At 74.7% G+C, this 18742-nt stretch carries 17 protein-coding genes; 6 read left to right on the forward strand and 11 right to left on the reverse strand.

Going from position 1 to position 18742, the window contains the following annotated elements; translation table 11 throughout:
- The first annotated feature begins 79 nt into the window (after positions 1–79).
- The 4 genes from GA0070213_RS04320 to GA0070213_RS04335 are packed head-to-tail and all read left to right on the forward strand — an operon-like array spanning position 80 to position 3443.
- Positions 80–1009: an amino acid ABC transporter permease gene (locus GA0070213_RS04320; RefSeq protein WP_245716252.1), complete on the forward strand. Its 930-nt coding sequence runs from the start codon at positions 80–82 to the stop codon at positions 1007–1009.
- Positions 1006–1770, forward strand: coding sequence for an amino acid ABC transporter ATP-binding protein (locus tag GA0070213_RS04325; RefSeq protein WP_091057551.1), 765 nt, complete (start codon positions 1006–1008; stop codon positions 1768–1770). Before GA0070213_RS04320 ends, GA0070213_RS04325 begins: the two co-directional genes overlap by 4 nt.
- A gap of 12 nt (positions 1771–1782) precedes the next feature.
- On the forward strand, positions 1783–2751 hold the full coding sequence (locus GA0070213_RS04330; protein WP_091057554.1) for an ABC transporter substrate-binding protein: 969 nt from the start codon (positions 1783–1785) through the stop codon (positions 2749–2751).
- Positions 2748–3443 (forward strand): GNAT family N-acetyltransferase, encoded by a 696-nt coding sequence (locus GA0070213_RS04335; protein ID WP_245716253.1) that lies wholly within the window; start codon positions 2748–2750, stop codon positions 3441–3443. The genes GA0070213_RS04330 and GA0070213_RS04335 overlap by 4 nt, the downstream gene beginning before the upstream one ends.
- A gap of 117 nt (positions 3444–3560) precedes the next feature.
- Here GA0070213_RS04335 and GA0070213_RS04340 read toward each other — a convergent pair whose 3' ends face one another.
- Genes GA0070213_RS04340 through GA0070213_RS31395 form a run of 4 tightly spaced genes read right to left on the reverse strand, consistent with a single transcriptional unit; the run spans position 3561 to position 6437 of the window.
- Positions 3561–4091: a flavin reductase family protein gene (locus tag GA0070213_RS04340; protein ID WP_091057557.1), complete on the reverse strand. Its 531-nt coding sequence runs from the start codon at positions 4089–4091 to the stop codon at positions 3561–3563.
- A gap of 31 nt (positions 4092–4122) precedes the next feature.
- A complete protein-coding gene (locus GA0070213_RS04345; RefSeq protein WP_091057561.1) occupies positions 4123–4947 on the reverse strand; it encodes a DUF1684 domain-containing protein in 825 nt (274 codons plus the stop codon).
- 15 nt (positions 4948–4962) lie between these two features.
- Positions 4963–6288, reverse strand: coding sequence for a YeiH family protein (locus GA0070213_RS04350; protein ID WP_245716254.1), 1326 nt, complete (start codon positions 6286–6288; stop codon positions 4963–4965).
- Positions 6288–6437: a hypothetical protein gene (locus GA0070213_RS31395; protein ID WP_175441193.1), complete on the reverse strand. Its 150-nt coding sequence runs from the start codon at positions 6435–6437 to the stop codon at positions 6288–6290. The genes GA0070213_RS04350 and GA0070213_RS31395 overlap by 1 nt, the downstream gene beginning before the upstream one ends.
- A gap of 619 nt (positions 6438–7056) precedes the next feature.
- Between GA0070213_RS31395 and GA0070213_RS04355 the strand changes: the two genes are divergently transcribed.
- Positions 7057–8061 (forward strand): LLM class flavin-dependent oxidoreductase, encoded by a 1005-nt coding sequence (locus tag GA0070213_RS04355; protein ID WP_217628579.1) that lies wholly within the window; start codon positions 7057–7059, stop codon positions 8059–8061.
- A gap of 10 nt (positions 8062–8071) precedes the next feature.
- Here the strand turns inward: GA0070213_RS04355 and GA0070213_RS04360 are convergent, their stop codons facing one another.
- From GA0070213_RS04360 to GA0070213_RS04385, 6 genes are all read right to left on the reverse strand, one after another.
- Positions 8072–8845, reverse strand: a complete 774-nt coding sequence (locus GA0070213_RS04360) for a TetR/AcrR family transcriptional regulator (RefSeq protein ID WP_091057569.1) — start codon at positions 8843–8845, stop codon at positions 8072–8074.
- A gap of 51 nt (positions 8846–8896) precedes the next feature.
- Entirely contained in the window at positions 8897–10183 is a 1287-nt protein-coding gene (locus tag GA0070213_RS04365) for an SWIM zinc finger family protein (RefSeq protein WP_091057573.1), read from the reverse strand.
- Complete coding sequence (locus tag GA0070213_RS04370) at positions 10180–12951, reverse strand: DEAD/DEAH box helicase (protein WP_091057576.1); 2772 nt, start codon at positions 12949–12951, stop codon at positions 10180–10182. The genes GA0070213_RS04365 and GA0070213_RS04370 overlap by 4 nt, the downstream gene beginning before the upstream one ends.
- Before the next feature lie 122 nt (positions 12952–13073).
- Positions 13074–13889: an ABC transporter permease gene (locus GA0070213_RS04375; protein WP_091057581.1), complete on the reverse strand. Its 816-nt coding sequence runs from the start codon at positions 13887–13889 to the stop codon at positions 13074–13076.
- Positions 13886–14857 carry an ATP-binding cassette domain-containing protein gene (locus GA0070213_RS04380; RefSeq protein ID WP_091057586.1) on the reverse strand — a complete coding sequence of 324 codons (972 nt, stop codon included), beginning with the start codon at positions 14855–14857 and terminating at the stop codon, positions 13886–13888. Before GA0070213_RS04380 ends, GA0070213_RS04375 begins: the two co-directional genes overlap by 4 nt.
- Positions 14858–14915: 58 nt before the next feature.
- A complete protein-coding gene (locus GA0070213_RS04385) occupies positions 14916–15794 on the reverse strand; it encodes an alpha/beta fold hydrolase (protein ID WP_091057589.1) in 879 nt (292 codons plus the stop codon).
- A 97-nt stretch (positions 15795–15891) separates the two neighbouring features.
- Here GA0070213_RS04385 and GA0070213_RS04390 point away from each other — a divergent pair, with 97 nt between their 5' ends.
- A complete protein-coding gene (locus GA0070213_RS04390) occupies positions 15892–17847 on the forward strand; it encodes an AfsR/SARP family transcriptional regulator (protein WP_091057593.1) in 1956 nt (651 codons plus the stop codon).
- On the opposite strand, the gene GA0070213_RS04395 is transcribed toward GA0070213_RS04390, so the two are convergent.
- On the reverse strand, positions 17816–18730 hold the full coding sequence (locus tag GA0070213_RS04395; RefSeq protein WP_091057598.1) for a hypothetical protein: 915 nt from the start codon (positions 18728–18730) through the stop codon (positions 17816–17818). The two genes, GA0070213_RS04390 and GA0070213_RS04395, sit on opposite strands and share 32 nt — an antisense overlap.
- Positions 18731–18742 lie beyond the last annotated feature (12 nt).

An 18742-nucleotide genomic window follows, 5' to 3' on the forward strand; every position in this document is an offset into this window, starting at 1 on the left:
ATAACCTACTATACAGATAGAGATGGGGGATTAATCTTCCGCTCCTACGGTCGTCCCCACTGATCGACCGGAGGCGCCCGTGAGTCTCGTGTCCACGCCCACCCCCATCACGCCCACCCCACCCGCAACCCTGACGGTGGTGCCCGCCCGGCACCCTGGCCGCTGGATCGCCTCGGCGGTCGTGCTGGTCCTCGCCGCACAGTTCGCGCACGGGCTCGCCACCAACCCCGGCTGGGACTGGCCCACCTTCACCGGCTACTTCTTTGAGCGTTCGGTGCTGCGGGCGCTGGCCGTCACGCTGGAACTGACCCTCGCCGGCGCGGTGCTGGGCTTCCTCGGCGGCGTCCTGCTCGCCGCGATGCGGATGTCGCGCAGCCCGATCCTGCAGGCGCTCAGTTGGACCTACGTCTGGGTGTTCCGCTCCGTGCCGCTCATCGTGCAACTGTTGTTCTGGGCGAACCTCGGCTACCTCTACGACACGCTCCAGATCGGTGTGCCGTTCGGCCCGGGTTTCCACGAGCTCTCCACCGCCCGGCTGGTCGGGCCGTTCGGCGCCGCGCTGCTCGGGCTCGCCCTGCACGAGGCGGCCTACGCCGGCGAGATCGTGCGCGCCGGTTTGCTCTCGGTCGATCAGGGGCAACTCGAGGCCGCCGCCGCGCTGGGCATCCCCCGACCCCGCCAGTTCCGTCGGATCGTCCTGCCGCAGGCGATGCGGGCGATCCTGCCCAGCGCCGCGAACGAACTGATCAACCTGCTGAAGAGCACCTCGGTGGTCTACGTGCTCGCCATCGGCGAGCTGTTCTACCAGGTGCAGGTGGTCTACGGCCGCAACGGGCGGGTGGTGCCGCTGCTCATGGTGGCCACCGTCTGGTACGTGCTGCTCACCGCGCTGCTGTCGATCCTCCAGTTCTACGTCGAGCGGCGCTTCGCCCGGGGCGCGCTGCGCACCCTGCCGCCGACCCCGGTGCAGCGGCTGCGTACCGCTTTGAGCCGCGGGGCGGCCCGATGACCGCCATGGTGGAGATCCGGGACGTGCACAAGAGCTTCGGCGCGCACGAGGTGCTGCACGGCGTCGACCTGACCGTGCCGGGCGGCAGCGTGACAGTCGTGCTCGGGCCGTCCGGCTCCGGCAAGTCGACGCTGCTGCGCGCCATCAACCACCTGGAGAAGGTCGACCGCGGGACGATCACGGTGGATGGTGAGCTGATCGGCTACCGGCGGGTCGGTGACCGGCTAAACGAGCTCGGGGAACGACACATCCTGCGGCAACGGGCCCGGATCGGCTTCGTGTTTCAGAGCTTCAACCTCTTCCCGCACCTCACCGCACTGGACAACGTCGCCGAGGCGCCGGTGGCGACCGGCCGGCGTGGACGCGCCGACGCCCGGGCGTACGCCCGCACCCTGCTGGGGCGGGTCGGCCTGGCCGACCGCGCGGACGCCTATCCGCGTCAGCTCTCCGGCGGCCAGCAGCAGCGGGTCGCGATCGCTCGGGCGCTGGCCCTGGATCCCGCGCTCATCCTCTTCGACGAGCCGACCTCCGCGCTCGATCCCGAACTGGTCGGCGAGGTGCTCGACGTGCTGCGCGCCCTCGCCGCAGCCGGCACCACCATGATCGTCGTCACCCACGAGATCGGGTTCGCCCGGGAGGTCGCCGACACGGTGGTGTTCCTGGACGCCGGCCGGATCGTCGAGCAGGGCCCACCGGAGCAGGTGCTCGACCATCCCCGCCACGAACGCACCAAGGCCTTCCTGTCGAAGGTCCTCACCTGAGGAGAACAGCCCATGCGGATCCGACCTCTGCTGCTCACCGTCGCGCTCGGCCTGGCGCTCGCCGGCTGCGCGGCGCCGGACGAGACCCCACGACCCGCCGCCGCCGGGGCGAGCGCCGCCCCGGTGATCAACGACAAGCCGGATCAGCGGCGCATCGTCCCGGCGAGGGTGGACGCCGTCGCCGCTCTGGTTCCGGCCGACATCCGGGCGGGCGGCAAACTGACCATCGGAGTCGGTGCCGCCGGCGCCGGCTTCCCTCCGCTGGCGTTCACCGCCAGCGACAACCGGACCCTGATCGGCAGCGAGCCGGACGTCGCGGTGGCGATCGCCGGCATCCTCGGCCTTGAGCCGGTCCTGGAGAACACCTCCTGGGAGAACCTGTTCATCGGGCTGGACAGCGGCAAGTACGCGGTCGGCGCCTCGAACATCACCGTCACCGAGGAGCGCAAGCGCAAGTACGACTTCGCCACCTACCGGCTGGACAACCTGGCGTTCGAGGCGAAGAAGGGCATCGGCTGGCAGGTCACCGGCCCGAAGGACGTGGCCGGTAAACGGATCGCGGTGGGCTCCGGCACCAACCAGGAGAAGATCCTGGTCGAGTGGAGCAGGGAGGCGCAGCGGCTGGGGCTCGCGCCGGTGGACATCCGCTACTACCAGACCAACCAGGCCACCTACCTGGCGCTCGGCTCCGGGCAGATCGATGCCTACCTCGGGCCGAACCCGACCGCCGCCTACCACGTCGCCGTCGCCGGCCAGACCGAGATCATCGGCACCTACTCCGGCGCCGGGGCGGCCCTGCAGGGCAAGATCGCGCTGACCACCAAGAAAGACAACGGCCTGGTACGCGCGCTTGCGGCGGCCGTCGACGAGCTGATCCGCTCCGGCGACTACGGTCGGATCCTGGCCCGCTGGAACCTCGCCAACGAGGCCACCTCGCGCTCCGAGATCAACCCACCCGGCCTACCGATCGAGGGCAAGTGACCGACACCGACCTGCGAAACGTGCTCGACGATCCGGTATGGGCCGCGCTCGGCGGCCCGCACCGGCGGTTCGCCCGGCGCCACGGACGGGCCGTCCGCTACCAGCCCGACGTCGCCCCGTTCATCACCCTGGAAGACCCAGCCGACCCGGCCGGCTGGGCCGACCTCGCCGAGCTGGTCGGCCCGGACCGCGAGTTCATGGTGGCCGGCACGGTGGCGCCACCACCCCGCTGGCAGGTGGTGGCGCAGGGCGGTGGCGTGCAACTGGTCGATGTCGCGCTGGAGGTGGCCGCCGATCCCGAGGCGGTCCGGCTCACCGCCGCCGACGTACCCGAGATGCTCAACCTGGTGGCCCGCACCCGGCCGGGCCCGTTCCTGCCCCGCACCGTCGAACTCGGCACCTACCTCGGCATCCGACGGTCGGGGGCGCTGGTGGCGATGGCCGGGGAACGCCTGCACCCGCCCGGATGGACGGAGATCAGCGCGGTCTGCACCGCCCCGGAGTTCCGCGGGCAGGGCCTGGCGACCCGGTTGGTGCGCGCCGTCGCCGCGGGTATCCGCGCCCGGGACGAGCAGGTCTTCCTGCACGCCGCAGCCGACAACATCCCGGCCATCCGGCTGTACGAGTCGATCGGCTTCACCTTGCGCCGCCGCACCACGTTCCGGGCGGTGCGCACCCCGCCACACGACTGAGCCGGTCCGGCCCGCATCCGGACGGCAGTGCGGCCCACGCGAGTTTGGACACCGGGGGCCGCAACCTGACCGGCCCCCGCAAAGGGCGCGGGGGCCGGTCAGGTTGCGGCCGACCGGTCAGGCGGCGCGCCGGCCCGCGTGCTCGGCCGCGTCGGCGAGGCCGGCGTACCGGCCACGGTGGTAGAGCAACGGCGAACCGACGTCGGCGTGCCGCAACAGCTCCGGCTCGGCGAGGACGATGGCGTGGTCGCCGACGACCACCCGCTCGACCACCCGGCAGAGCAGCCACGCCAGTGTGTCGTCGAGCACCGGCACCCCTTCCGGGCCGGGCCGCCAACGGGTCGGGCCGGCGAACCGGTCGATGCCGCTGGTGGCGAACGTCCTGGCGAGCTCGTGCTGCCCGTGCCCGAGCAGGTGCACCCCGACGTGTCGGGCCCGGGACACGGTGGGCCAGCTCGACGAGCCCAGGTTCAGGCAGAACGAGACGACAGGCGGGCGCAACGACACCGACGTGAACGAGGTGGCGGTGAACCCGGCCGGGGGCGGCCCCGGCGCGGTGACCACGGTGACGGTGCTGGCCTGGTGCCGCAGCAGCGTCCGCAGCGCGTCGGCGTCGGCTTCGATCGGGGTGTCGGCGGGCTCGGTCATGGCGGTCCTCCCCTGGACGGTGCGGGATCGGTCAGGACGTCGCGTCCCACCGCTCGTGCGGCAGTTTCTCGCCCGCCTCCACCGGAATCGGCAGGCGGTTGCCGGCCGGCGGCAGCGGGCAGGTGGCGTAGTCGGTGTACGCGCACGGCAGGTTGGTGGCCCGGTTGAAGTCGAGCGTCACCCGCCCCCGCGCGTCCGGCTCGGCGACGGCCACGGACCGGACCGCCGGATGGGTGGTGACCCCGGAGGTGGCGTCGGCGAAGAGCACCGACAGTGTGCCCGGCACGTGTCCGGGAAACGCGGTGAGGCTCAGCGGCAGGCCGTCCACCTCGAACTCGATCCGTCTGGGCGCGTCGTAGACGTGCCGGATGACGTCGACCGCGGCGTCCACGGTGGTCGGCTGCGGCTGGGCGAAGGCCACGAACCGACCGGGCAGCACCCAGCGCGGGCTCGGCGGGTACGCCGCGGTGCCGCGATAGTCGACGAGCAACGGATGGTCCGGCCGGCGCGGACGGAGGATGTCGCGCCCACCCCGGCGCGCCACCTCGACCACCCCGTCGCCGACGCCGACGACGACGCCGTCACGTTCGGCGATCGGTCCGAAGGCGTGCTCCCCGGTCACCTCCCGGCCGTCGACGACGAGCCGCTCGCCGTCGTCGAGCACGACCACCACGCCCTCGGGGCCGGTGCGCCAGCGCCCCGGCGCGTGCGGGTAACGCCGCGGCTGCCCGTCCAGCCAGTGCAGGCCGGTCACGGCCAGGAAGCCGTGCGGGTCGGCGCGCTGCTCCTCGTGCCGCCGGTGCCACTCCTGCCACTCGGCGACGAAGGCGTCGACGGTCGCGGTGCTGCTGGTCATTCGGATCCTTCCGGGTCAGACCGCGAAGTCGCGGAAGAGCAGCGACGCCAGCCCGAGGGCGAGCGCCAGGTTGAACAGCGTGGCCCCGGCGAAGACGGTCACCGGCCGCCAGCCGGCCTCCCGCAGCGACGACACCCGCACCTCCAGGCCGATGCTGACGAAGGCCAGGATCAGGAACCAGACCCGCAGGTCGTTGACGATCGCGATGGTGGCCTTGCCGTCCGTGCCGGCGGAGTCGAGGTACCAGGTGGCGATCACCGACGCGGCCACGAACCCGAGGACGAACTTCGGAAACCGCCGCCACAGCTCGCCGAGCCCGGGCCGCGCGGCGTCCGCGCGGCGTTCCACCCGGAAGGCGAAGTACGCGGTGAGCGCCACCGCGACCACGCCCATCAGCGCGTTCTGGGTGACCTTGACGATGCTGGCGATCTGCAACGCGTCCTCGCCGGCCAGCGCGCCGGCGGCGGTCACCGCGGCGGTGGTGTCGATGTTGCCGCCGATCCAGGCACCGGCGACCGCGTCGGGCAGCCCGAACACGTCGGCCAGCCAGGGCAGCAGGAAGATCGACGGCAGCGCGAACGCGATCACCAGGCTGGCGGTGTAGGCGAGCTGTTCGCGACGCGCGCGCACCGCACCGGCGGCGGCGATCGCGGCGCTGACCCCGCAGATCGACACCGCGGAGGCGAGCAGCGCGCGGAGCTTGTCGTCGAGGCCGAACCGCCCGGCGAGCCACCAGGTGAACAGGAAGACGCCGCTGATCAGCAGCAGCGCTTGGGCGATCGCCGGCCCGGCGGCGCCGGCGATGACGGCCAGGTTGATCGAGGCACCGAGCAGCACCAGGCCGGTCTTGATGAAGAACTCGGTGCGGAACGCGGCGGCGATCCGGTCGCGCAGGCCGGAGACGGTGACCAGGACGTTGCCGAGCAGCCCGAGCAGGATCGCGTAGACCGGATACTCGATCGCGGCGGCCAGGTCCTCGACCGCGCTGCCCTCGGCCCAGGACGGCACGTTCTGCTCCAGGAACCGGGTGAGCGCGGCGAGGCCGAGCACCACCACCAGCCCCAGGGCGGTCCAGGCCCAGAACGCGCCGGAACGCCTGTCGACCGGGGGCGGGGCGTCGGCGGTCGGGGCATCGTCCCGGTCGTCGACCGGCTCGCCGGGCGGGTCGGCGATGGCCACCGCGTCAGCCCGATCGGTGACCCGGCCGTCGGCGGGACCGGCATCGGCTCGTGCGCTGCCGGACCCGGGCCCGCCGGTCGGCGAGCCGCCGGTGGTCCGGGTCGCGGCCCCGGTGGCGTCGACCCGGTCGGTGGTCGCGTCGGGTTCGGGAACGGCGCTCATCACGGCACCAGCCCGGCGGGAATGGCGCCGACCAGCACCAGAAGCAGCAGGGCCAGCCCGAGGATGGTGGCGGCCCAGTCCTCGTTGAGCGCGAGTCGGGAGCTGCCGGCGGTGGGCGGTGGTTCGGGTGGCGCGGACGCGTTGCTCATCGGCGTTCCTTCCGGTGCGGAGGGGGAAAGGAGAGTTCGCGGGCACGATTCGGTGCCAGGTGCGTGGGGGGAGGCGACCCGGTCAGGCCGCGGGGCGCGACCCGCGACACCGCTGCGAGGCGACCCGCATCAGGTCGACGACCCGGCGGGTGGTGAGCAGCGGAACCACCGGCATGAATCCATTTTCCTACCACTCAAGTAGGATTTCAAGCCCACCCCTCCGGTGATCAAGGAGTTCGCGTCACCGAACCGCAACCGGGGTGACACGAACTCCTTGATCACCGACACCGCAGCGGAGTGGGCGGTGGGGGGGAGCCGACGCCGGGGGTGGTGGCGTCGGGGCGCGACGGGACCGACGCCCACCGGTCGGGTGGCGCGTCGAAGGGGAGGGTCCTGCGGGACGATCGAGGGCGACGTGGGCGCCGTCGGCGTCAACAGGCGCAGCTGCACACCCGGAGAAAGTCGACGAAGCGGCGCCGGGTCAGACGCGGGCTCCGGTTCATGCCAGGACGGTAACCCGCGGGCCACCGCCCGGTCAGCGTCTACGTGACCGCACTCACATACATTTCCCGTCGGTCAGGAGGGTTATCGTGGGAGCCCCCCAGCCCTGGAGACACCGGTGCCCCTGCGCAGACTCGGCTTCCTCACCATCGGCCTGTTCGACGAGGCGGAGCCGCGTGCCGGCCACGAGTCCACCCTGGCCCTCATCGAGCTGGGGGAACGCCTGGGCTTCGACAGCGCCTGGGTGCGCCACCGGCACCTGCAGTTCGGCATCTCCTCGCCGGTCGCGGTACTGGCCGCCGCGACGCAGCGGACCCGGCGCATCGAGCTGGGCACCGCGGTGACGCCGCTGGGCTGGGAGAACCCGCTGCGGCTCGCCGAGGATCTGGCCACCGTGGACGTCCTCAGCGGTGGCCGGCTCAACCCGGGCGTCAGCGTGGGGCCACCGATGCACTACGACCGGATCCGCGACGCGCTCTACCCGGACACCGGCGACGCCGAGGACTTCGGCCACGAGCGGGTGCGGCGCCTGCTCGACCTGGTACGCGGCGAGCCGGCCGGCGACGTCGAGGGCATCGAGGGGTTCGAGGTGTTCTCCCGGCGGGTGCAGCCGCACTCCCCCGGCCTGATCCGCCGGATGTGGTACGGCACCGGTAGCCTGCGCTCCGCCCGCTGGGCCGGTGAGCACGGGATGAACCTGCTGACCAGCAGCGTGGTGAAGGCCGAGGACGGCACCGACTTCGACGCGATCCAGCTCTCCCACATTCGCGCGTTCCGCGCCCACCACCGGGACGGCGCCACCGCCCGGGTGTCCCAGGGGCTGGTCGTGATCCCCACCGACGGCGCCACCGCCGAGCAGCGCGCCCGCTACACGGCATACGTCGAACGGCGCACCCCGCGTACCACGTCGCCGCAGGGGCCGGCCCGGATGATGTTCGCCCGCGACCTGGTCGGCCCGGCCGACCGGATCGCCGAGGAGCTGACCGCGCTGGCGTCCTTCCGCGAGGTCGACGAGGTGGCCTTCGCGCTGCCGTTCACCTTCGGCCACGACGACTACGTGCAGATCCTCACCGACATGGTGACAAGGCTCGGCCCGCTGCTCGGCTGGCGCCCGGCCGGCTGACCGCCGACGGTCAGCCGCGCTCCGCCGCGCGCTCGGCGACCACCACCGAGATGCCGTCGAGGACCCGCTGGAGGCCGAACTCGAACGCGTGGTCCGGCCCGTACGCCGCGCCGTGCGCCATGCCGGCGGCGGTGCCGACCCGGGCGGCGAGCGGGTAGCTGCCGGTCGTCATGAACTTCTCCAGCCAGGGCGCGTGCGTCTGCCACCACTGGTCGTCGGTCATCCCGGTCTCCCGCTCCAGCTCGACCACGTCGAGGGCGGCGCGGGCGGCGCTCTTGGCGTGCCCGAGCACGAGGGTGAGCACGGCGTCCATCTCCACGTCGTCGAGCCCGATGTCGGCGACGGCGTGCAGCTCGTGGTCGTACTTGGCGAGCGTGTGGGGGCCGAGCACGGGCCGGGTGGTCTCGGCGCGCAGCAGCCACGGGTGGGCCCGGTAGAGCGCCAGGTTGTCCCGGGCGATGCGCTCCAGCCGCGCGCGCCAGTCGCCGGGCGGGTCGGTCGGGCGGGGCAGGTCGCCGTAGACCGCGTCGACCATCACGTCGAGCAGTTCGGACTTGCCGGGCACGTAGGTGTAGACGGACATGGTGCCGGCGCCGAGCGCCTCGCTGACCCGCCGCATGGTGAGCGCGTCGATGCCCTCCGCGTCGGCGATCTCGATCGCCGCCCGCACGATCCGGTCCACGCTGAGCCCCGGTCCGGCGCCCCGGCTCGTCGGCTCCCGCGTGCGCCAGAGGATGGCCAGGCTGCGTGCGGGGTCGACCTTGCCCCCGCGCTGCTTCGACATGGGTGATCCTTCCTACCGGTCGCCACCGTATCGCGTACGGTGGCGACCGGTTCAGTCCGGCGGCAGGTCCAGCAGCGCGTCCACCGGATCAGGGCCGGGTGGGCCCGCCGGCCACCACCGGCCGGCGCGGCGGCGGAACGGATACCAGCGGCCGTCGCGGCCGTGGCGCACCTGCGCGTCGTCCCCGACGGTCCAGCGGTTGCGCCAGTGCCGCACATGCGTCGTGTCGCCGGCCCGCCCGGCCGCGCGCAGCGCGTCGGTGGTCCGGGACACCAGCTCCCGGGGCGGGCTGAACACCGCGTCGAGCGCGTCCAGGCCGCCGGCGCCGCCGTACTCCCAGGCCGTGATCGCCCGGGGCAGGTCGTCGGCCCGGCCGCTGGCCTCGCCGAGGCGCCGCGCGGCCGGCGAGCGCGGGCGCCGCGCCGCCAGCCGGACGGCGTCCGGCCAGACGTCGGGCTCGGACGCCGATGCCCCGTCCCCGCCGGCGTCGAGCAGGTGCCGGGCGCGGTCCGCGGCGTCCGCGGCGAGCATCCCCAGCGCCTCCCCGTCGAGGCCGGGCGCGTCGTGCCGGGCCAGCAGCGGGGCGAGCGCCATCGGCTCGCCGCGCACCGCCGCCGGCGGGTCGGGCAGCACGGCCGGGGCGACCGCGTACGCCTCGTCGGCGCGGACGCCGCGGGCGACCTCCTCACCGCCGACGGCGGCGCGACCGCGATTGCGGGCCCGCAGCTCCTCGACCAGCTCCGCCTCCGCCCGACCGCGCATCAGCAGCAGCACGAACGGATCCCGGTCGAGCAGCCAGGACGCCTGGTAGGACAGGGCGGCGGCGTGCCGGCAGGGATGGTCCCAGGACGGGCAGTCGCACTCCGGCTCCAGGTCGCCGTAGCCGGGTAGCAGCCGCACGCCGGCGTCCTCGGCGGTGTGCGCCAGCTCGTGCGGCATGTCCCGGTCGAGCAACGCCGCGATGTGCCCGGCCCGGGCGGCCACGCGGTCGAGCAGCCGGTCCCACTCGGCGTCGGAGAGCGTCCCGACCCGGACCACGGTGTCGTGCGGGGTGTCCGGGTCGCCGTCGTGCACCGGCGCGGAGATCCGGCCCGGACTGACGGTGATCGGGCCGACCTGCCCGGCGAAGGCGTACCGCCGGCCCCTGCGGAGTTGCTCCGGGTCGAGCGCGGTGTGCTCCATGGACTCGATCCAGGCGTTGCCCCACCAGGTGTCGGCGAACGTCCGGCCGATCCGCCGGCCCGGCCCGAACGCCGGGAAGCTGCGCGCCCGCCCGTCGTGCGCGGGCGCGCCGGCCGGCTCGTCGTCCCAGTCGTCGTCGCCGTCCACGTCCCTCATCCCTCGTCGAGCCGCACGAGCCGCAGCAGCTCGGCGTCGGACAGTTCGGTCAGGGCGCGCTCGCCGCCGGCGAGCACCGCGTCGGCCAGGTCCCGTTTGGACTCCAGCAGCGCGGCGATCCGCTCCTCCAGCGTGCCCTGGACGATCATCCGGTGCACCTGCACCGGCCTGGTCTGCCCGATCCGGTGGGCACGGTCGGTGGCCTGGTCCTCGACCGCCGGGTTCCACCACCGGTCGTAGTGCACGACATGGTCGGCGCGGGTCAGGTTGAGCCCGGTGCCGGCCGCCTTGAGGGAGAGCAGGAACACCGGCGTGGCGCCGGCCTGGAACCGGCGGACCATCTCCTCGCGCCGGTGCACCGGCGTCCCACCGTGCAGCAGTTGCGCCGGTACGCCCCGCTCGGCCAGGTGCCGTTCGAGCAGTCGGGCCATCCGCACGTACTGGGTGAAGACCAGGACGCCGCCGTCCCCGGCCAGGACGGTCTCCAGCAGGTCGTCGAGCAGCCGCAACTTCTGCGAGCGGCCGGTGAGCCGGCCGTGCGGCTCGCGGAGGTAGTGCGCCGGGTGGTTGCACACCTGCTTCAGCCCGACCAGGAGCTTCAGCACCAGCCCGCGACGGGCGATGCCGGTCGGACTGGCGCGGATCTCCGCCATCACCTCGTCGACCACCCGGCGGTAGAGCACCGCCTGCTCGTCGGTGAGCGGGACGAGGTGGTCGGTGACGGTCCGGGGCGGCAGCTCCGGGGCGATGCCGGGATCGGACTTGCGGCGTCGCACGAGGAACGGTCGGATCAGGCGGGACAGCCGCCGCACGGCGGCGGTGTCGCGGTCCACCTCGATCGGGCGGGCCCAACCGGCGCGGAACGCGCCGACGCTGTCCAGCAGCCCCGGCGTGGTCCAGTCGAGCACGGCCCACAGCTCGGAGAGGTTGTTCTCCACGGGTGTGCCGGTGAGCGCGACCCGGGCGTCGGCGGGGATCTCGCGCAGCGCCCGTGCGGCGCCGCTGAGCCGGTTCTTCACGTACTGCGCCTCGTCCGCGACGACCGTCGCCCACCGGTGACCGCCGAGCGTCGCCGCGTCGCGTCGCATGGTGCCGTAGCTGGTCAGGACGAACCCGTCGGCCACGCCGTGCAGCGAGCGGGCGGCGCCGTGGAAGCGGCGCACCGGCACGCCGGGGGCGAACCGGTGGAGTTCGCGTTCCCAGTTGCCGAGCACCGAGGCCGGGCAGACGACGAGCGTCGCGCCGGCGCGGCGGCGCAGCTGCAGGGCGATCACCGTGACCGTCTTGCCCAGGCCCATGTCGTCGGCGAGGCAGCCGCCGAATCCGAGCGCGGTCATCCGGTCCAGCCAGCGCAGCCCGCGAAGCTGGTAGTCGCGCAGCGTACCGTCCAGCCCGGCCGGCGGGGCGAGCGGCTCGGGGCCGTGCTCCGGCTCGGCGATCCGCGCGCACAGGGCGGCCAGCCATCCGTCGGCCACCACCTCGACGCGCTCGTCCGCCACCTCGGTGCTGCCGATCAGCGTGGCGGCCAGAGCCTCGTACGCGGGCAGCGGGGGCAGCCGCCGCTCCCGGGCGCGGCGGGCCAGCTCCGGCTCGACCGCCACCCACCGCCCGCGCAGCTCGACGAGGGGCCGGGACGTGGCGACCCGGTCCGTCTCGGCGTCGGTGAGCGCCTCCCCGGCGAGCGTGAGTTGCCAGCTCACCGGCATCGGGGCGGCGGAGCGGAAGAAGGCGGCCACCTCCGCCGGCTGCTCCGGTGGCGAGCCGATCAGGAGCCGGGCGCCCAGCTCACGGGAGATGTCGGGCGGCCACTCGACGTCGACACCGGTCGCGGCGAGCCGTCGTTCGGCGCCGTCGAGCAGGTCGGCCAGATCCTCGTCGAGCAGCTTCAGCTCGACCGGCGCGGCGTCGTCGAGCAGTCGTTCCAGCGGCCGCCACACCGGCGCGGCCCGGCGTACCGCGCGCATCGCCTCGAACGTCGCGGTGTCGCCGAGGCCGTGCGCGTCGCCGCGCCACAGCGCCGCCGCGTCGCTGACCAGGGTGGGATCGGCGAGGCTGCGCATCCGCACGACGGCGGTCAGGCCCCCGGCGCCGACGTCCGGGCGCGCGACCAGCCGAAGCGCCAGCCGCAGGCCGGTGTCCACGCCGACGGCGACGTCCCGCGCCCAGTCGCGCAGCTCCGGCGCCGGGCGCGGGTCCCGGCCGGCGAACCGGGGGTCGCCGGTCAGCCAGGGCGCGGCCGGGGTCCGCGGCAGCGTGTCGGCCACCGCGTCCAGGAACGCCCGGACCAGGCCCTCGGCGTCCGGCAGCAGGACGGGCTCGGCGAACGGGTCGACCGGTACGGCGCGGGCCCCGGCCGGCATCGCCGCCGCCAGCGCGCGGACCCGCCGCACGTCGGCGACGTCGAACGGCCCCGCCCGCCAGGCGTCGTGCCCGTCCGGGCTGACACCGGGCAGCAGCCGGCCACGGGCGACCAGGTGCAGGCCGGTGAGCGTCACCGCCGACCAGAACGCGGCGGCGGGCGTGGCGTCCTCGACGTCGCGCAGAGCGATGAGCAGGGGCACCGCGTCGGCGACCGGCACCGCGCGGACCGGCACCCGCCACGCGGCCACCGGGCCGTCGAGCGGCAGGGCCAGCTCCAGCTCGCGGTCCTCACCCGGCGGGTCCGGCTCATCCGCGACGGCGTCACCGGTCGGGTGGTAGAAGCTCACCACGCCGGCCCGCGGCGGGTCGCCCGGCTCGAAGACGACAGCGAACCGACCGAGTCGCACCCCGGCACCTCCCCGCTCGGCGGCATGGGCGCTGTCGGCCACCGGCCGTCCCCCACCTACCGTACGACGTACCGTAGATGCGACGCGAATGGCCGCACGAGTGTGGAGGCACGGCACGGGAGTCACCCGCCCAGCGCTCGGTAGCGGCGCAGCGACAGCGGCACGAACACGGCGACCAGGGCCAGCGGCCAGAGCACGGCCAGCAGCGGGTGGTGCGCGGCCACCCAGCCCTCGCCGCCCCACCCGGGGTTGCCGAACAGCTCCCTGGTGGCGCCGACGGTCGCCGACAGCGGATTCCACTCGGCGACCGCGCCCAGCCAGGCGGGCATGGTCGACGGCGCGACGAACGCGCTGGACAGGAAGCCGAGCGGGAACTCCAGCGTCTGCACGGCGGTCACCGCGCCGGCGCCCTTGGTCACCAGGCCGAGGTAGATGCCCACCCAGGTCAGCGCGAGGCGCAGCAGCAGGATCAGCCCGAGCGCGGCGAGCGTGTCGCCGGGGCCGCCGTGCGCCCGCCAGCCCACGGCCAGGCCGGCGAGCAGCATGACCGCGAGCGTCACCACCGCGAACAGCATGTCGGCCAGCGCCCGGCCGAGCAGCGGGGCGAGCCGGGACACCGGCATCGACCGGAGCCGGTCGGTGACGCCGCGTTCGGCGTCGGCGGAGACCGCCATGGTGGTCTGGCTGATGCCGAAGAGCATGGTCATGGCGAACATGCCGGGCATCAGGAACTCCCGGTAGCTGCCACCGCCGGGCACCTGGAGCGCGCCGCCGAACAGGTAGGCGAACATCAGCACGATCAGGATGTTGAAGGCCAGCGCGCCGGCCAGCGGGCCGGGGTCGCGACGCCAGTGCGCGAGCGCCCGGTAGGTGAGGGTGAGGCTGTCGCCGGCCAGGGACGGGCGGCCCGGCGGCGAGGCGACGGTGGCGGCGCTCACGCGGGCACCTCCACGGTGGCGTCGACCCGCTCGGTGGGTCGGCCGGTGAGCCGGAGGAACACCTCGTCGAGGGTGGGCCGGCGCAGCGCCACGTCCGCCACTGTCACCCCGTCGGCGTCGAGCGCGCGCAGCACCGCGGTCAGCGCGCCGGCCCGGTCGTCGACCTGGGCGCTGACCGCGCGGCGGTCCGGGTCGACGACCGGCTCGGCGGTGGCCACCCGGCGCAGCCGCTCGGCCGCCGTGGCGAGGTCGCGGGCGTCGCGGACGACCAGGTCGATCCGGTCGCCGCCGAGGCGGGACTTGAGCGCGTCCGGGGTGCCCTCGGCGATGACCCGACCGGCGTCGAGCACGCAGATGCGGTCGGCGAGCTGGTCGGCCTCGTCGAGGTACTGCGTGGTGAGCAGCACGGTGGTGCCGGCCCGGACCAGGTCCCGGACCGACTCCCACACCTCGTTGCGCCCGCGCGGGTCCAGTGCCGTGGTGGGCTCGTCGAGGAAGAGCACCGACGGCGTGCGGATCATCCCGGCGGCCAGGTCGAGCCGTCGGCGCATGCCGCCCGAGTACGTCCGCACCGGCGCGCCGCCGGCGTCGGCGAGCCCGAACCGCTCCAGCAGCTCTCCGGCGCGCGCCCGGGCCTGCGACCGGCCGAGGTGGAACAGCCGGCCGAGGATGACCAGGTTCTCCCGACCGCTGAGCGCCTCGTCGAGGGCCGGTCGCTGCCCGACCAGGCCGATCCGGTAGCGCACCCGGTCGGCCTGGCGGGCCACGTCGAAACCGGCCACCTCGGCCCGGCCGGCGTCGAAGCGCAACAGCGTCGCCAGGATCCGTACCGCTGTGGTCTTGCCGGCGCCGTTCGGGCCGAGCAGCCCGCAGACCGTGCCGGGCGGTACCCGCAGGTCGAATCCGTCCAGCGCGGCCGTGTCCCCGTACCGCTTGCGCAGCCCTTCCGCGATGATCGCGTGTTCCACCGGGTCGCCTCCTCCGTGGTGTCGTCGGCTCACCGTACAACGTACGATAGGCCGTACGCTACCGCTTCAGGAGCGCCCGCAGCGCCTCGCTGATCTCGGCCGGCGCCGCCTCGGCCATGAAGTGCCCGGCGGTGGTGGTGCGGTGCTCCAGGTCCGGGGCCCACGCCCGCCACACCGCCTGCGCGTCGTAGCCGAGCGCCGCGCCCCAGTCCTGCTGGATCACGGTCACCGGCATGGCCAGCCGCCGACCCGCGTCCCGGTCCGCCCGGTCGTGCGCCACGTCGATGCCGGCCGAGGCCCGGTAGTCGGCGACGATCGAGTCGACCGCCTCCCGGGAGGCCCGCAGGTACTCGGCACGCACCTCCGCCGGAATGGCCGCCGGGTCGGTGCCCCAGGCGTCGAGGAAGTAGCCGAAGAACGCGTCCGCGCTGGCGGAGATCATCCGCTCCGGCAGGCCGGGCGGCTGCGCCATCAGGTAGAGGTGGAACGCCACCGCCGCCGACGCCCCGTGCAGCACGTCCCACATGTCGAGGGTGGGCAGCACGTCCAGCGACGCCAGGTGGGTCACCGTGTCCGGGTGGTCCAGGCCGGCGCGCACCGCGACCAGCGCGCCCCGGTCGTGCCCGGCCAGCGCGAAGCGCTCGTGACCCAGCGCCCGGGCCAGCGCCACCACGTCGGCGGCCATGGCCCGCTTCGCGTACGTGTCCTCGCCGTGCGCGGGCGGCTTGTCGCTGGCGCCGTACCCGCGCAGGTCCGGGCAGATCACGGTGTGGTCGGAGGCCAGGTCGGCGGCGACGTGCCGCCACATCAGGTGGGTCTGCGGGAAGCCGTGCAGCAGCACGACCGGGCGGCCGGAACCGCCCACCGCCACGTTCAGCGCCACGCCGTCGGCGACGGTGACGCGCCGGTAGTCGAATCCTGGAATGCTGATGGTCATCTCGGTGCCTCTCTCTCGTCCTACCGGTGAAGCGTCGCGGCGCCGGATGAGCAACCGATGAGCGCGGTACGGTGGCCCCCGGGTCGAGGAGGGGTCGGTGCAGGTCAGCTTCGGTGTGCTCGGCCCGGTGACGGCCTGGGACGACGCCGGCGCGCCGGTCGACCTGAAGGGCCCCCGGCACCGCGCGGTGCTGGCCCGGCTGATCGTGGCCCGGGGCCGGGTGGTGCCGGTCGACCACCTCGTCGAGGACCTGTGGGACGACCCGCCGGCCGGCGCGGTCGGTGCGGTCCGCACCTTCGTGGCGGCGCTGCGCCGCCGCCTGGAACCGCGGCGCGCGCCGCGTGAGCCGGCCCGGCTGCTGGTCACCGACGGACCGGGGTACGCGCTGCGCGCCGCCGGCGACACGGTCGACGCCTGGCGGTTCGCCGACGCCGTCACCGCCTCCGCCGACGCGCTCCCCCGGCCGACGCTCGACCACCTCGACGCCGCGCTGAGCTGGTGGCGCGGCCCCGGCTACGCCGGCCTCGACCAGCCGTGGGCGCGCGCCGAACGCGCCCGCCTCGACCAGCTGCGGCTGACCGCGGTGGAACGGCGCGCCGAGGCGCTGCTCGCGCTGGGACGCGCCGCCGACGCCGTACCCGATCTGGACGCCCACGTGGCCGACCACCCGTGGCGCGAGGACGGGTGGCGGCTGCTGGCGCTTGCCCTCTACCGCGCCGGGCGGCAGGCCGACGCGCTGGCCGTGCTGCGCCGCGCCCGCGAGCGGCTGCGCGACCAGCTCGGCCTGGACCCCGGCCCGCGACTGCGCCGGCTGGAGACCGACCTCCTGCGCCAGAGCGACCCGGAACCGGCCGGCCCGGCCCGGGTGTGGGCGGAGGCCGCCGCGGCGTACGAACGCAGCGTGGTCCCCGGCGCGCGGGCCCGGCTGGAATCCACCGTCGGGCTGCTGCGCAGCCTCGCGGTGACCGGTCCGGGCGGCCTGGCGGCGGCCCGCGACCAGCGGGTCGCCGCCATCGACGCCGCCGAGCAGTTCGGCGACCCGGACCTCACCGCGCGGGTGATCGGCGGCTACGACGTGCCGGCGATCTGGACCCGCGCCGACGACCCGGAGCAGGCGGCCCGCGTGGTGGCGGCGGCGGAACGGGCGCTGACCGGCCTCGGCCCGGACGCGCCGGAGGCGACCCGCGCGCGGCTGCTCGCCACCGTCGCGGTCGAGTCCCGCGGCCTGCCGTCGACGCGCGGGCCCGAGGCGGCCCGCCACGCCGAGGCGATCGCCCGCCGCCTCGCCGACCCGGCCCTGCTGGCCCAGGCGCTCAACGGCGTGTTCATGCAGACGTTCCACCGCGCCGGGCTGGCCGCCGACCGGGACGCCGTCGGCGCGGAGCTGGTCGCGCTGGCCGCCCGGCACGGCCTGGCCCCGGTCGAGATCCTCGGACACCTGATCCGGATGCAGGCGCGCGGCGCGCTCGCCGACTTCACCGCCGCCGACGCGCACGCCGAGGCCGCGGACCGGCTCGCCGCCCGCCACGAGTCCCCGCTCACCGGCGTGTTCACCACCTGGTACCGGGCCGTGCGCACCGCGGCGACCGGCGCGTCGTACCCGGAGGCGGAAGCCGCCTACCGGGCGGCCGCCGATCGCCTGGCCGGCTGCGGCATGCCCGGCGTCGAGCGGGGCCTGCTCCCGCTGGCGTTGCTCTGCCTGCGGGTGTGGCACGACCTGCCGGCCGACTTCCCCGACGACACCGACTGGGGTCCGTACGCGCCGTGGGCCCGCCCGCTGGTGCTGCTCGCCGCCGGCCGGCGCGCCGACGCCGCCGCCGCGCTGCGCCGGACCCCGCCACCGCCGCGCGACCTGCTGCTGGAAGCGCTGTGGGCGCTCACCGGCCGGGCCGCGGTGGCACTCGGCGACCGGGTCGCGACGCGCCGGGCCCGCGACGCGTTGGCACCGGCCGCGCACGAGGTGGCCGGCGCCGGCAGCGGGATGCTCACCGCCGGCCCGGTCGCCGCGCACCTCGACCGGCTCACCGCCGCCCTCGGGGAAGCGTCCGACTGACGTCCTCGTCGCGTGCCGGCCGCGCCGGCGCGCTCGCGAGTCGCCGGGACGTTTCCTCCGACCACCGCCACCAGATGCCGTAGGCGCACTCGGGGTCCGGCCGCCGCAGGGTCAACGCGTAGACGACCCTTCCCGCCGCCTGGTCGGCGCTGGGCCGGCATCGGGTGCGAGCGACCTCCTGACGACTCGACCCCGACCGCGTTCTCCGCCACACCACGTGCCACGCCTCGGCCGGCGCGTCCGCGTGGTCGAACTGCACCCGTACCGACAGCTTCCCGACCGGGCGTTCCTCGCAGCTCTCCCGGTAGTACGGCTTCATCGGCGCGTAGGCATCCTCGAACACCTGCCTGATGCCGACGCTCACCCGCCGGCCGCGGGCCAGCGGGCCGAGCAGGTACAACCACCGGTAGACCCGCCCGTCCTCCTCGGCCACCGCGCCGTCGAGCAGCCGGTGTTCCGGAAACAGCGACGTCGCCTCCTCGACCGTGCGGTTCTGGCCGCTCCAGTGTGAGCGGATGCCGACCAGGCGGATCTGCCGCGTCGCCCGGACTCGTTGCTGTCGCGTGTAGGCGTAGCGGTGGTGGGAACGACCGTCGGCTCCCTTGACGCGCGTGACGACCAGCGACCCGTCGAGTTCCTCGATCAGGAAGTCCGGCGGGCGGTAGACGCACCTGACGTAGTACGTCAGGACCGAGCCGGCCAGGAGAAACGCCGCCACGCCGACGAGCGTCGCGGGAGGGACGTGCAGCGCCACCGCCCAGGTGGTGCCGACACCGGACAGCGCGGCGAGGGCCGTCCCGGCGAGTACGACCAGTTGAAGCAGGTCCGAACCCTGCCCGGCGAGGCGCGCCGGTGTGCTGTCCAGCAGTCTCCGCAGACCCATCGGCCCTCCCCC

This window comes from Micromonospora humi (assembly GCF_900090105.1).
Taxonomy (GTDB): Bacteria; Actinomycetota; Actinomycetes; order Mycobacteriales; family Micromonosporaceae; genus Micromonospora; species Micromonospora humi.

Coding starts and splice junctions, on each gene's coding strand:
- GA0070213_RS04345 (WP_091057561.1), bottom strand. CDS start 4,947: ATGACCAGCAGCACCGCGACCGTCGACGCCTTCGTCGCCGAGTGGCAG.
- GA0070213_RS04365 (WP_091057573.1), bottom strand. CDS start 10,183: ATGAGGGACGTGGACGGCGACGACGACTGGGACGACGAGCCGGCCGGC.
- GA0070213_RS04330 (WP_091057554.1), top strand. CDS start 1,783: ATGCGGATCCGACCTCTGCTGCTCACCGTCGCGCTCGGCCTGGCGCTC.
- GA0070213_RS04340 (WP_091057557.1), bottom strand. CDS start 4,091: ATGACCGAGCCCGCCGACACCCCGATCGAAGCCGACGCCGACGCGCTG.
- GA0070213_RS04350 (WP_245716254.1), bottom strand. CDS start 6,288: ATGAGCGCCGTTCCCGAACCCGACGCGACCACCGACCGGGTCGACGCC.
- GA0070213_RS31395 (WP_175441193.1), bottom strand. CDS start 6,437: ATGAGCAACGCGTCCGCGCCACCCGAACCACCGCCCACCGCCGGCAGC.
- GA0070213_RS04325 (WP_091057551.1), top strand. CDS start 1,006: ATGACCGCCATGGTGGAGATCCGGGACGTGCACAAGAGCTTCGGCGCG.
- GA0070213_RS04360 (WP_091057569.1), bottom strand. CDS start 8,845: ATGTCGAAGCAGCGCGGGGGCAAGGTCGACCCCGCACGCAGCCTGGCC.
- GA0070213_RS04385 (WP_091057589.1), bottom strand. CDS start 15,794: ATGACCATCAGCATTCCAGGATTCGACTACCGGCGCGTCACCGTCGCC.
- GA0070213_RS04395 (WP_091057598.1), bottom strand. CDS start 18,730: ATGGGTCTGCGGAGACTGCTGGACAGCACACCGGCGCGCCTCGCCGGG.